This window comes from Streptomyces sp. NPDC051041, from assembly GCF_044456065.1.
Classification (GTDB): Bacteria; Actinomycetota; Actinomycetes; order Streptomycetales; family Streptomycetaceae; genus Streptomyces; species Streptomyces glaucus.
The window spans coordinates 315524-328482 of the sequence record NZ_JBITFM010000006.1 but is presented as its reverse complement, the minus strand read 5'-3'; the positions used below and the strand labels follow the sequence as shown (position 1 = coordinate 328482).

The following is a 12959-nucleotide window of genomic DNA, read 5'->3' as shown; positions in this document are numbered from 1 at the left end:
CACGCCGAAAGTGGTTCAGGTCACCCCGTCCGATCGCCGTCCGGTCGGCGGGCGGGACCGGCGGGGCCCTCGATGGGGTGGTGTCCAGGGTGATGTCCACGGGAGCGGGAAGCCGGACTGCGGCGCCGAAGGGGAGCTTCTCCGCGTGCCGGCGGCGGCCGCCCTCCGGCCGGCTGCGCACGACGGCCGGGCGGCCGTCCCTTCACGTGCCCGACGGGACCCATGAGCGCGTCGCTGATCACCCGCTCGAACGGCAACGCCCGCAGCACGACGTTCCGGCGGCGGGCGACGACGCGGAGGCCCTGCTCTCCGCCGTGGCCCGGTGATCCCCTCCGCGCCCCGGTGACGGGCGCACGAGGCGACAACCACCACCGCGTGTCCCAGACTGGAGGGAACCGCCGGTCGAAGCGCTCGACGAGAGGCCGAAACCGTGTACGACGTGCCGTTGTGGCTGTGGATGGCCTTCGCCGTCACCGTCCTGGTGTCACTGGCGATCGACCTGCTCGCGCACCGGCAGGCCCATGTCATCGGCTTCCGCGAGGCCGCCGCGTGGAGCGGGGTCTGGGTGGGGCTGGCGATCGTCTTCGGCGTCGTCGTCTTCCTCGTGGTGGGCACGACGCCCGGGGTGGAGTACACGACCGCGTGGCTGCTGGAGAAGAGCCTGTCGGTCGACAACCTCTTCGTCTTCGCGCTGATCTTCGGCTATTTCAAGGTGCCGCGCGCCTACCAGCACCGGGTGCTGTTCCTCGGCGTCCTCGGCGCCCTGGTCTTCCGGGGGGTCTTCCTCGCCGCAGGCGTGGCGGTGGTCAGCCGCTTCACGGCCGTCCTGTTCGTCTTCGCCGTGATCCTCTTCTACAGCACGTACAAGATCCTGAAGGAGGAGGACGACAGTTTCGACCCCGGCAAGAGCATCGCCGTCCGCCTGCTCCGCAGGATCGTCCCGGTGCGGGACGAGTACGCCGGAGCGCATTTCTTCGTCAAGGAGGCCGGACGCCGCGTCGCCACCCCGCTGCTCGCCGTCGTCGCCGCGATCGAGGCCGCCGACCTGGTCTTCGCCGTGGACAGCGTGCCCGCCGTGCTGGCCGTCAGCAGCGACGCCTTCATCGTCTACACCAGCAACGCCTTCGCCATCCTGGGCCTGCGCGCCCTGTACTTCATGCTCGCCGGCCTGCTCGACCGGTTCCACTACCTCAGCACGGGGCTGGCGATCATCCTCTCCTTCATCGGCGTCAAGCTGATCCTCCAGGCGTCCCACAAGATGATCAGCCCCGCCATTCCCGAAGTGCCCTCGCCCCTCAGCCTCGGGGTCATCGTCGCCGTCCTGGCCGTCTCCGTCGGGCTCAGCCTGCTGCGCCCTCCTGTCCGGTCAAAGGATTCCCAAAACCATGCAAAGCGGTCTTAAAATGACAACTATGGACAATGAGCGGAAAACCCGGACAACTTCCCCGACTGGCCGCGCCTACGTCTGCCCCTCCTGCAAGCAGCCGGTGGACGCCGTCGTGGAACGGCACAAGAGGATGGGCGTCTTCACCCCCCACTGGACCGCGGGCCCCTGCCACAACCGTCGCTGCGACCAGTACGTGCCGGAGCAGGTGCCGGTCAGCTCGGTGCGCAGCGCCGTCTGGAAGAGCCTGGCGGGCTGGACGCGCCACTGAGCCGCCCGCCGCCCGCCGCCGGACGGCCCGGCGTCACCGAGCCGGCCGGAACCCCAGCTGCGCCCCGATCTCCGCCTCCATCACCCGGCCCGCCTCGAACTCCAGGGTCTCGTCGCCCATGCCCTGGTCGGTGTCCAGGCCGTCCAGCTCCTCCAGCGGCTGGTTGAGGCGGACGTGGGCGACGACCGACTGCAGCGCCCGCAGGGTCGCCGAGGCGGTCGAGCCCCAGTTGGAGAAGTAGGAGAACTGCCACCACCACAGGGCTTCCGTGGTGCGGCCCGCGCGGTAGTGGACCATGCCGTGGCGCAGGTCGGCGATGACGTCGGCCAGGTCGTCGGAGATCCGGGCCGGAACCGGGGCCCGGCGGGGCTCGTAGGGGTCGAAGACCTCCGAGTAGACGTCGACCGGGTCGAGGAGGCGGGCGAGGTTCTCGCGGAGTTCGTCCACGTCCTGCTCCGGGCCCGGGTCGGGCTCGTAGCGCTCGTCGGGGACGAAGTCCTCGTGGGCGCCCAGCCGGCCGCCGGCCAGCAGCAGCTGGGAGACCTCCAGCAGGAGGAAGGGGACCACCGAGTCCGGCTCGTCGCCCTTGGCGACCTCGGTGACGGCGACCAGGAAGCTCTCGATCTGGTCCGCGATCTGGACGGCGAAGTCGTCCGGGTTCTGGTGGGTCGCGTGCAGCGTGGCGTCAGACATCTAGGAGTCGTCTCCCCTCGAAGGCACGGCCGAGCGTGACCTCGTCCGCGTATTCCAGATCGCCACCCACCGGGAGGCCGCTGGCCAGGCGGGTGACCTTGAGACCCATGGGCTTGATCATGCGGGCGAGGTACGTCGCCGTGGCCTCGCCTTCGAGATTCGGATCCGTGGCCAGGATGAGCTCCGTGACCGTCCCGTCGGCCAACCGCGCGAGAAGTTCCCGTATCCGCAGATCGTCGGGACCCACCCCGTCGATCGGGCTGATCGCGCCGCCGAGGACGTGGTAGCGGCCGCGGAACTCACGGGTGCGCTCGATGGCGACGACGTCCTTCGGCTCCTCGACGACGCAGATGACGGCCGGGTCGCGGCGGGCGTCGCGGCAGATGGAGCAGTGCTCCTCCTGCGCGACGTTGCCGCAGATCGCGCAGAAGCGGACCTTGGCCTTGACCTCCATGAGCGCCTGCGCGAGCCGCCGCACATCGGTCGGTTCGGCCTGCAGGATGTGGAAGGCGATCCGCTGGGCGCTCTTGGGACCGACGCCGGGCAGCCGCCCCAGCTCGTCGATCAGGTCCTGGACCACGCCTTCGTACAACGGACTGCCGCCCTTCCTGGGGTTCCTTCACCACGTACGGTAGATGCCCGCCGGCCGTCTCAGAAAGGCAGACCGGGAATGCCGCTGCCGCCGCCCAGGCCCTGGGCGAGCGGGCCGAGCTTCTGCTGCTGGAGGGCCTGCGCGTTCTCGTTGGCCGCCTGCACGGCCGCGACGACCAGGTCGGCGAGGGTCTCGGTGTCCTCCGGGTCCACCGCCTTCGGGTCGATCTTCAGGGCGCGGAGCTCGCCGGCGCCGGTGACGGTGGCCTTGACCAGGCCGCCGCCCGCCTGTCCGTCGACCTCGGTCCGCGCCAGCTCCTCCTGCGCCCGTTGCAGGTCCTGCTGCATCTTCTGGGCCTGCTGGAGCAGCTGCTGCATATTGGGCTGGCCACCACCGGGGATCACGATCAGCTCCTTGTCGGTACGGGTTTTCCCGTTCGGCACGAGCCTACGTGGTCCACGCGGACCGCGCCCCGTCACTCCTTCGAGTGAGCCGACCGCGCGCCTCATACCCGAACAAGGCCCTCTTCCGGGCGGAAAAGATGCGAAACCCGGCCTTCGCCACCCGTTGGGCGGTAGGAAAGGGAGCGGCGCGTCAGCCTCAGGTGTCACGTCAGCGCCGCAGGGACGTCACGCACCGTGATCAGTAGGGAGTGCCGGGTGGCTCAGCCGGAGATGCAGCCCGAGGGGCCGGCTCAGGACGGGCGGGGCGAGGGACCGGCCGGGCTGCGGCCGGGCGACCTGGCCGGACGGGCGTTTCCGCCCGGGGACTGGGGGGAGCCCGCGCAGCGGCTGGAGGAGCTGTACCGGTGGGTGGAGCGCGGAGCGCTGGACACGGCGGCCTGGTACCTCGCGGACCGGCTGTGGAAGCGGCGGGCGGCGCGGCTGCTGCGGGCCGGGACCGCGACGGGCGCGGTCGCCGGGGCGGCGCTGCCGCTGCTGGACATGACCGGGGTCGTCGGCGGGGTCGCCCCCTGGGGATACCTGGCGCTGCTGCTCGGGGTGGCGTGCGTGGCCGGGGACCGGTACTTCGGGGTGACGTCCGGGTGGATAAGGGACGTGGCCACGGCGCAGGCGGTGCAGCGGCGGCTGCAGGCCCTCCAGTTCGACTGGGAGTCGGAGAACGTGCGGGAGGTGCTGGGGCCGACGGAGGGGACGGCGAGCGAGGCGGCGGAGCGGTGCCTCGGGGTGCTGCGGCGGTTCTCCGAGGACGTGACGGAACTGGTGCGGGTGGAGACCGCCGACTGGATGGTGGAGTTCCGCACCGGGGGCGCGCCGCTGGGGATCCAGTCGGCGGTCCCGCCGGGTGCGGGACGGCAGGAGCCGGGGGGATCCCACGGGCGGTTGCCGCTGCCGCCGGGGACCGCGCGGCCCAACATGCCGCGGCAGCGGCCGCCGGAGCCGCGGTGAGCCCTCCGGGCGCCCGCTCCCCGGGCGGGGGACGCCCCCGCGGCCCGGTCCGTCAGCTCTGCGGGTCCGGGAACGCCACCGGGCTGCGCAGCCCCGCCCGGTCGACCGCCCGCACCCCGAAGAACACGTTGTCCTTCGACAGGTCCACCTCGTGGCGCGTCACGTCCCCGACCGGGACGACGTGGGTCCACTCCGGGTCCGTCGTCTCGCGCCAGACGACCTCGTAGCCGGCCAGGTCCGGTTCCGTGCCGCGGGTCCACACCAGCTCGGTCGCGTTCGTCAGCGTGGCCGTGACGATCTTCGCGTCGCGGGGGGCGTCCGGGGCCTGGGCCAGGGTCCACAGGGCCGCGGCGTTCACCCGGGCCACCCGCGCGATGTAGTCGAAGTCGCAGAACTCCGGCAGGTCGCCGTACTGCTTGCCGGTCTCGTCGACCCGGACGTCCTGGTGCTGGTGGGCGAAGTCCTCGGCCGGCTCGGTGAAGCGGGCGGCCGGGTAGCCGCGTTCGAGGAAGGGGATGTGGTCGCCGCCGCGGCGGTAGCGGTCCCGGCGGTGGATCACGCGGACGCGCATGCCGGTCGCGTCGTTGTCGGCCACGTCCCGGACGAAACGGGCCAGCTGGCGGGTCGCGGAGTCGTTCTCGCCGCCCACCGAGCGGCGGATCGCCGCCTGCTCGGGGGTCTCGGAGGAGGGGACGCCCTCCGCGAAGAGGCGGACGGTGTACGGGTCCCTCGTGCCGTCGTCCGCCGTGGAGCTGCCGACGATGTCGTTGGTGAACATGGCCCGGACGTCCGTCCCGGCCTCCTCGAACCGCTGCGCCATGTGCGCCGCCCCGTACAGGCCCTGCTCCTCCCCCGCCACCGCCGCGAACACGATCGTCGACGCCGGGCGGCGCCGGGCCAGCACCCGGGCCAGTTCCAGGACCACGGCCACGCCGGACGCGTCGTCGTCCGCGCCCGGCGCGTCGGACGTGGCGTCCATGACGTCCGTGGCGCGGGAGTCGTAGTGGCCGGAGACCACGTAGACGCGCTCCGGGGTCACCGAGCCGCGCAGGGTCGCGACGACGTTGGTGATGCGGGTGGCCGTGGGGATGCGGGACGCCGGCTGCTGGACGTACGACTGGAGCCCGGCCGTCATCCGGCCGCCGGAGGCGGCGGCGTACGAGCGCAGTTCGGCCAGGAGCCAGTCGCGGGCCGCGCCGATGCCGCGGTCCGGGTCGTCCTGGGCGGAGAGGGTGTGGCGGGTGCCGAAGGAGACCAGCTTGCGGACCGTCGCCTCGATGCGGGACGGGTCGATCTCCCGCAGCAGGGCGCGCAGTTCGCGCCCCGGGGGCTGGGCGGTGGCCGGCGGGCGGGAGCCCGGCCGCGCGGCCCCCGACCCGCCGGCCGCCGCGGCGGCCGTCCCGTCGGTCGCCGCGGCGGTCAGCGCCGTCGCGCCCGTCGCGGTCAGCACCGCTCTCCTCGTGGGACCCATGCGTCCTCCCCTGGCCGGCCCGGTCACGCACACCCGCTCATGGTCGTGGACATATCAAGAATCCTCAAGGGCGGGCCGGTGTCACCCGCACAGCGCCGGGTCCCGCAGGCACGGCAGGTGCCCCTTGTCCCGGATCACCTTCTGGCTGGTGGACTCGTCGAGGTAGGCGAGGAAACCGGCGGCGAGGGAGCCGGGGCGCCGGGCGCCGTAGGTGTAGGCGTACTCGACGTCCCGGTACGGGTAGCGGCTGCCGCCCCGCTCGATCTGCCCGTCGTCGGGCCGGTCGCCGTCCAGGGGCACCTCGCGCACGGCGTCGCCCCGCTGCTCGGCGAGGCCGAGCTCGCTGTAGCCGATGGCCCCGGGCTGCTCCGCCACCTTGTCCAGCACGTCCCGGGTGGTGGCCAGCTCGCAGCGGGTGACCGTGCCGCCGGCCGGTTCGGGCACGCAGTCGAGGGAGGTGCTCGGGGCCTTCTCCCAGCCCTTGAGCACCCGCTCCTGGAAGATCTGCCGCGTCCCCGACTCGTCGCCCCGGCTGACCAGGACGACGGGCAGGCCGTCGATCGCCTCCCGCCCGGGCAGGACCTGCCCCCAGTGCGTGTACTCGCCCGCGTAGATGCCCCGCACCTGCCGCAGGGACAGGCCGTGCTCGCCGAGGTCGACGTCCGGGTGGACGACGAGGGTGAAGACGGACAGCGCCACCGGTTCGCCCACCAAGCCCCAGCGCTCGCCCATCGGGCCGTCCGAGAAGGCGATCACCGACCGGGCGTCGTCCTCCGACCGCCGGCCCAGCCGGGAGAGTTCGGCGACGCCCTCCTCGCTGCCGCGGGTCTCCACCGCGATGTCGGCGCCCTGGCACTTGTCCTCGTACTGCCGCGCGAGCGTCTCGACGACGGGCTCGAAGGCGGTCGAGCCCGTCACGGTCAGCCGGCCCTGCTCGCACTCGATCGGGTTGCCGTCGCGGAAGACGATGATGCCCGCCAGCCCGAGCACGGCGAGCGTGAGCAGTGCGGTGAACAGCCGGGCCGGGAAGCTGAACAGGCGCGGCTTCTCGTCCGGCCGGGCCGCGCTGTTGCGGTGCACCGCGCCGTCCTGGAGGCCGCCGATCAGCTTGACCCCGCCCTCCACCTCGCCGCCGGACAGCAGCACGAGCAGCTTGAAGTGGTGGCCGGGGTTGAGCGGGACCCGCGGGATGTACACCCGGTTGCCCTCGTAGCGGAAGCCGCGCTCGGCCGTGAAGTGGTCCGTCAGGTGCTCGATCCCGGACGGCTGGGTGACGGAAACGGCCTGGATGGTGCGCCCCGCGAACTCGGCGGTCAGGCCGTGCGGCTGGTCCGCCGGACCGGTGTAGTCGGTGGCGACGATGCTCTGCGAGCCGTCGTTCTCGATCCGCAGCAGGACGAGGGTCGCGTCGGCCATCACCGGGACGTCGAACTCCCCCAGGCGCGGGTTGGGCCGGCCCGACCGCGCCTCGTCGCCGATGGGGCTGTCCATCTGCACGCGGTAGCCGATGCGCTTGCGGCGCGGCACCCGGCGGTCGTACCAGAGCATCCCCGCGGACGCGACGATGCCGAGCACCGCGGTGCCGACGGCCACGAGGTTCTCCGTGTTCAGCCACTCCACCGGTGCCCCCCCGCCACTCCAGAGCCGGATCGTGGGGTCACACCGTAGGCCCGTGCGACCGGCCGGTCAGGACCCCGGCGCAGAAGTTCGCCGTACGTTCAACCAGCTCACCGCCGGGTGTACGTCAGGGTCTCCCCGGTACTCACGTTCACCCGCCGGAGCCGGCCGTCCGCCAGCAGGGTGATCTCGGTGGCCGCCCCCGGCGAACAGGACGAACGCGGCCGTCCGACGGTCACCGTGGAGGGGCCGACCCGCAGCGGGCCGTCCGCCCCCGGCTCCTCGGTCAGCGCGGCCTGGAACACGCAGTGGTAGGTGCCGCCGCCCGCGGGCCCGTCGGCGGTCAGGGACAGGACCGTGTCACCGACCTCGCCCTGCTGGAGGGTGAGCCGCCGGGTGTGCCGGCCGTCGGCGTTGTCGATGGTCGTGGTCCAGGTGCCCAGGTAGGCCGCCGGGACCGCGCCGTCCGCCGGCGCCGAGGTGCCGGCGGTGGCGGTGGGGGAGGGCGTCGGGGACGGCGTGGGGTCCGCGGGGCCGCCGGTGGCGGTCGGGGCGGCGGTGGCGTCGCCGCCCCGGCCGCCGCCGGCGCCGCTCATCAGCGCGTACACCGAGCCGCCTGCGGCCAGCGCGACGACCAGGGCGACCGCCACCAGCAGCACCGTGGAACGCCCGCTCCTGCGCGGCGGCTCCTGCGGGGCTGCGGGGCCGGCGTACGGGGGCGGCCCGTACGGCGGGGTGGAGCCGGGGCCGCCGTACGGCGGACGGGACGCGGCTCCCCCGGGCGCGCCCGGGGCTCCGGGCCAGGCGCCGGGACCGGGCTGGTGCGGGTAGCCGTAGGCCGAGGGCTGCCGGGACTGCCGGGGGAAGCCGTACGCGGCGGGGGCGGGCGGGGGCGACTGCGACGGGGGCGCGGAGGTGCCGGGCGGGGGCGCCGCGGGCGCGGACCCGTTCCCCTGTCCCGCGACCGGCGTGGGGGTGTGGTCCAGCGGCGTCCCGCCGCCGGACTGTCCCGGGGGCGGGACGGGAACCGGCCCCGTGCCCTTCTGCGGGACGACGGCGTCCGGGGCGGCGGCGTGCTCGGGGGAGGCGTGCCCGGGCGGGGGGCCGGGACGGGGCCGGGCGCCGGACGCCCCCTCCGGGTCCTCCGTGTCCAGCAGCCGCACCGCGTGCCGCCCCAGCTGGGCCACCAGGGCGCTCGGCAGCCAGGGGTCGCGGGAGCGGCCGTCGGCGACGGTGTCGTCCGCGCCGGTGCGCTCCAGGATCCGGTCCAGCGTCGGACGGGCGCCCGGGTCCTTGCGCAGGCAGTCGCGGACCAGGTCGGCGATGCCCTCGGGCACGCCCGTCAGGTCGGGCTCCTCCTCGGCGATGCGGAACATCAGGGCGTGCACGCCGCTGTCGGCGCTGCCGAAGGGGAGGGAGCCGGTCGCGGCGTAGGCGAGCACCGCGCCGAGGCAGAAGACGTCGCAGGCCGGGGTGATCCGGTCGCCGCGGACCTGCTCGGGCGCCATGAAGCCGGGCGAGCCGACGAGCGCGCCGGTCCGGGTCAGGCCCCCGTCGGTCACGGTCTGGAGCGCCCGGGCGATCCCGAAGTCGATGACGCGCGGGCCGTCGATCGTCACCAGCACGTTGGACGGCTTCAGGTCGCGGTGCACGATCCCGGCGGCGTGGATGTCCTTCAGCGCGTGCGCGAGCCCGGCCGCGAGGATGCGCACCGACCGCTCGGGCAGCGCCCCGTGGTCGCGCCCGACGACCTGCTGCAGGCTGGGCCCGGCGACGTACCCGGTGGCGACCCACGGCACGGCGGCCTCGGTGTCCGCGTCCAGCACCGGCGCCGTCCAGTACCCGCCGACCCGCCGCGCGGCCTGCACCTCCTGCCGGAACCGCGCCCGGAACTCCTCCCGCGCGGCCAGCTCCTCGCGCACCAGCTTCACGGCGACGGTGCGGCCGCGGTCGGACCGGGCCAGATAGACGTGCCCCATCCCGCCCGCACCGAGCCGCGCCAGCAGCCGGTACGCCCCGATCCGGGGCGGATCCCCCGGCCCCAGCTTCTCCATCGCAGGCCCCTCCCCCGCAACGCGCCCGTGCAACGGCTCCACGATAGTGCGGGCGCGCGCGAGGCCGGACGGGCCCGCGTCCACGGTTCCGTAACAGCCGCCGGCGGCCCGCCCGGCGCCCCCGGCAGCCGCCGCGGCACCCCGCACCGCGGTGGCACCCCCACCGCCGCGGCGGACCCGCCTCCCCGGGGCCCCGGCCGGACGGCCGGCGAGGGCCGCGTGGCCGGGTCCGGCGCGGGCACCGGCCCGTCCGCCGTCGGCGACGGGACGTCGCCGACGAGTCGTCGGCCGCCTGCCGTCGGCCACGCGTCGTCGACAACGTGTCGCGGAAACCCCCGCACCGCGGACAGGACGCCGATACCGCGTCCGCGCCGCGGGCCTCTACGCTCCCCGCATGACCCCTCAGCCGAATCCCCAGGCCGGTGCCGCCGTGAAGGCCGCGGACCGCGCGCACGTGTTCCACTCCTGGTCCGCCCAGGAGCTCATCGACCCGCTCGCCGTCGCCGGTGCGGAGGGCTCGTACTTCTGGGACTACGACGGCAGGCGCTACCTCGACTTCACCAGCGGGCTCGTCTTCACCAACATCGGCTACCAGCACCCGAAGGTGGTCGCCGCGATCCAGGAGCAGGCGGCGCGGATGACGACCTTCGCGCCCGCGTTCGCCGTCGAGGCGCGGTCGGAGGCGGCCCGGCTGATCGCCGAGCGGACACCGGGCGACCTGGACAAGATCTTCTTCACCAACGGGGGCGCCGACGCCGTGGAGCACGCGGTGCGCATGGCGCGGCTGCACACCGGGCGGCCGAAGGTGCTGTCGGCGTACCGCTCGTACCACGGCGGCACCCAGCAGGCCGTGAACATCACCGGCGACCCGCGCCGCTGGGCCAGCGACAGCGGCTCCGCGGGCGTCGTGCACTTCTGGGCGCCCTTCCTGTACCGCTCCCGCTTCTACGCCGAGACCGAGGAGCAGGAGTGCGCCCGGGCGCTGGAGCACCTGGAGACGACGATCGCCTTCGAAGGCCCGTCGACGATCGCCGCGATCGTCCTGGAGACGATCCCGGGCACGGCCGGGATCATGGTGCCGCCGCCGGGCTACCTGGCGGGCGTGCGGGAGATCTGCGACAAGCACGGCATCGTCTTCGTCCTGGACGAGGTCATGGCCGGGTTCGGACGGACCGGCACGTGGTTCGCGGCCGACCTGTTCGGCGTCGTACCGGACCTGATGACCTTCGCCAAGGGCGTGAACTCCGGGTACGTGCCGCTGGGCGGGGTGGCGATCTCCGAGAGGATCGCCGAGACGTTCGCCCGGCGGCCCTACCCCGGCGGACTGACGTACTCCGGGCACCCGCTGGCCTGCGCGGCCGCCGTCGCGACGATCAACGTCATGGCCGAGGAGGGCGTCGTGGAGAACGCCGCCCGGCTCGGCTCCGAGGTGCTCGGACCCGCCCTGCGGGAGCTGGCCGAGCGGCACCCCAGCGTGGGGGACGTGCGGGGCGTCGGCATGTTCTGGGCGCTGGAGCTGGTCCGCGACCGCGAGACGCGCGAGCCGCTGGTGCCCTACAACGCGGCCGGTGAGGCCAACGCCGCGATGGCGGCGTTCGGTTCCGCCGCGAAGGCCGCCGGGCTGTGGCCGTTCGTGAACATGAACCGGACCCACGTGGTGCCGCCGTGCAACATCGCCGAGGCCGACCTGAAGGAGGGCCTGGCCGCCCTGGACACCGCGCTGTCGGTGGCCGACGAGTACACGGAGTAGGCGGAGCAGGAGGGCGGGCCGGCGTCCCGGCCCCGCCCCCTCCGGCCGACAGACTCGGCCGAAGAGGGGCTACGCGGGTCAAACCGCACACCTGAACGCGTAAGGTGGCGTGCTCACAGACGCGCATCTCGTAAACATGTACGAGGACATGTCCGTGCACGCCACCCTGACGCGACGAGGAGACGCCCCGACCATGCCCGCCAGCACCGGCAGCGGCGCCGTGACGCGCAGCACCCTGCGACAGCAGATCGCCGACGCGCTCCGCGACGAGGTGCTGGCCGGACGGCTGAAGCCGGGACAGGAGTTCACGGTCAAGGAGATCGCCGAACAGTACGGGGTGTCCGCGACGCCCGTGCGCGAGGCCCTCGTCGACCTCTCCGCGCAAGGGCTCCTCGACGCCGACCAGCACCGGGGCTTCCGGGTGCGCGAGTACTCGGTCCGTGACTTCCGCGGCATGATCGAGGCCCGCAGCCTGGTCATCGACGGGATGTTCCACGCCCTCGCCGACCGCCGCAAGGGCTACCTGCGCCCCGACGACCCGCTCGTCGCCCCCGCCCTCGCCGGGGTGCGCCGCCGCGGCGAGGAGGCGCAGCGCGCCGCCTGCGCCGGGGACCTGACCGTTCTCATCGGTTACGACCTGCGGTTCTGGCGCGAGCTCAGCGCCCTGTTCGGCAACCCCTACCTCGCCGACTTCCTGCACCGCCTGCGCGTGCAGACCTGGGTGTGCACGGTGCAGCACCTGTGCCGGCCGGTCGAGCTGCGCGGCCGCCTGTGGTCCGGCCACACCGAGCTGGTGGACGCCCTGACGCGCCACGACACCGCAGCCGCCCGCGCGATCGTCGCCGCGTACGACACCCACTCCCTCGCCCTCGTCGAGCGGCTCGCCGCCGGGTGAGCGGGCGGCCCGCCGCCGGACACCGCGCGAGCGGGGTTCCGCCGGCGAACGACCGGCCCGCCGCGCGCTGCGGGCGGGCGCCCGGTGGGTATGGGACCTGCACGAGGGAAGCCGCCCTCGTACCGCACCGACTACCCTGCCTTGACCACCATGCTGTGTGAGGAGCCCTCTTTTGGCCTGTGACCTGTGGCTGGTACCGCTCGTCGACGTGTTGTGCCACACGCCGGACAACCCGTTCGCCGAGGAACTCGCGCAATACGACAAGGTGCTCGCCGAGGCCGGGCTCCCGCCGGTGCCGGTGTACCCGTACATGCCGGGGCTGTCCGGGGACGTCGCCCCGGTCGCCGGCTTCGACTACGACGCCCTGCACTTCCTGCGCCGGGCGTACCTGCTCCAGGTGTGCGGCCTGCCGGTGACGCCGGTGGACGAACTCGGCGGCGACTACCAGCAGTTGCTGGAGATGTTCGAGACCACCGCCCAGCAGTCGCACCTGGTCTGGCACTACGACCACGCGGGCGCGTACGTCCCCGTGGACTTCCCGCACCCCCTGGCCGACGACGAACTCCTCGCCGGCGGCGGCCCGCTGGGCTCCTCCCACGCCCTGCTGCGGGAGCTGCAGTTCGTCGCCCCGGCCATCGGCATCGACCCGGCCAACCCGCCGACCGCTCCCCAGCCGCCCCCGGGCCCCACGGAGCTGGAGGAACCGGCCGCCCCCTCCGCGTACGACCCCAGCCCCTTCGCCCGCGAGCGCCACGTCTGGCTGGGCCTGCACGCGGCGGCGACCCGGAGCCTGGCGCAGGGGTCGATGATCGTGTTCAGCTGA

12 protein-coding genes are annotated in these 12959 nt (G+C 73.9%); 6 read left to right on the top strand and 6 right to left on the bottom strand.

Annotation, left to right across the window (positions count from 1 at the left end):
* The first annotated feature begins 430 nt into the window (after window positions 1–430).
* Window positions 431–1402 (top strand): TerC family protein, encoded by a 972-nt coding sequence (locus ACIBAI_RS13895; RefSeq protein ID WP_399033905.1) that lies wholly within the window; start codon window positions 431–433, stop codon window positions 1400–1402.
* Window positions 1403–1412: 10 nt separating this feature from the next.
* Window positions 1413–1655 (top strand): hypothetical protein, encoded by a 243-nt coding sequence (locus tag ACIBAI_RS13890; RefSeq protein ID WP_344607434.1) that lies wholly within the window; start codon window positions 1413–1415, stop codon window positions 1653–1655.
* Window positions 1656–1688: 33 nt separating this feature from the next.
* Here the strand turns inward: ACIBAI_RS13890 and ACIBAI_RS13885 are convergent, their stop codons facing one another.
* From ACIBAI_RS13885 to ACIBAI_RS13875, 3 genes are read right to left on the bottom strand one after another with little or no spacing between them, the layout of a single operon-like run.
* Complete coding sequence (locus ACIBAI_RS13885) at window positions 1689–2348, bottom strand: DUF5063 domain-containing protein (RefSeq protein WP_344607436.1); 660 nt, start codon at window positions 2346–2348, stop codon at window positions 1689–1691.
* Window positions 2341–2940: a recombination mediator RecR gene (gene recR / locus ACIBAI_RS13880; RefSeq protein WP_344607437.1), complete on the bottom strand. Its 600-nt coding sequence runs from the start codon at window positions 2938–2940 to the stop codon at window positions 2341–2343. Before recR ends, ACIBAI_RS13885 begins: the two co-directional genes overlap by 8 nt.
* A 59-nt stretch (window positions 2941–2999) precedes the next feature.
* Window positions 3000–3344, bottom strand: coding sequence for a YbaB/EbfC family nucleoid-associated protein (locus ACIBAI_RS13875; RefSeq protein ID WP_344607500.1), 345 nt, complete (start codon window positions 3342–3344; stop codon window positions 3000–3002).
* A gap of 255 nt (window positions 3345–3599) precedes the next feature.
* Here ACIBAI_RS13875 and ACIBAI_RS13870 point away from each other — a divergent pair, with 255 nt between their 5' ends.
* Complete coding sequence (locus ACIBAI_RS13870) at window positions 3600–4349, top strand: SLATT domain-containing protein (RefSeq protein WP_399033903.1); 750 nt, start codon at window positions 3600–3602, stop codon at window positions 4347–4349.
* 52 nt (window positions 4350–4401) lie between these two features.
* Here the strand turns inward: ACIBAI_RS13870 and ACIBAI_RS13865 are convergent, their stop codons facing one another.
* The 3 genes from ACIBAI_RS13865 to ACIBAI_RS13855 form a co-directional block, all read right to left on the bottom strand.
* Complete coding sequence (locus ACIBAI_RS13865) at window positions 4402–5799, bottom strand: M28 family metallopeptidase (protein WP_399033901.1); 1398 nt, start codon at window positions 5797–5799, stop codon at window positions 4402–4404.
* A 102-nt stretch (window positions 5800–5901) separates the two neighbouring features.
* Entirely contained in the window at window positions 5902–7440 is a 1539-nt protein-coding gene (locus tag ACIBAI_RS13860) for a substrate-binding domain-containing protein (protein ID WP_399033898.1), read from the bottom strand.
* A gap of 107 nt (window positions 7441–7547) precedes the next feature.
* Window positions 7548–9491, bottom strand: a complete 1944-nt coding sequence (locus ACIBAI_RS13855) for a serine/threonine-protein kinase (protein ID WP_399033896.1) — start codon at window positions 9489–9491, stop codon at window positions 7548–7550.
* Between the two features lie 394 nt (window positions 9492–9885).
* On the opposite strand from ACIBAI_RS13855, the gene ACIBAI_RS13850 reads away from it, so the two are divergent.
* The 3 genes from ACIBAI_RS13850 to ACIBAI_RS13840 all read left to right on the top strand — a co-directional run bounded on the left by ACIBAI_RS13850 (window position 9886) and on the right by ACIBAI_RS13840 (window position 12959).
* A complete protein-coding gene (locus ACIBAI_RS13850; protein ID WP_399033894.1) occupies window positions 9886–11241 on the top strand; it encodes an aspartate aminotransferase family protein in 1356 nt (451 codons plus the stop codon).
* Window positions 11242–11434: 193 nt separating this feature from the next.
* Window positions 11435–12136 carry a GntR family transcriptional regulator gene (locus tag ACIBAI_RS13845; RefSeq protein ID WP_399033892.1) on the top strand — a complete coding sequence of 234 codons (702 nt, stop codon included), beginning with the start codon at window positions 11435–11437 and terminating at the stop codon, window positions 12134–12136.
* Between the two features lie 172 nt (window positions 12137–12308).
* Complete coding sequence (locus ACIBAI_RS13840; protein ID WP_399033890.1) at window positions 12309–12959, top strand: hypothetical protein; 651 nt, start codon at window positions 12309–12311, stop codon at window positions 12957–12959.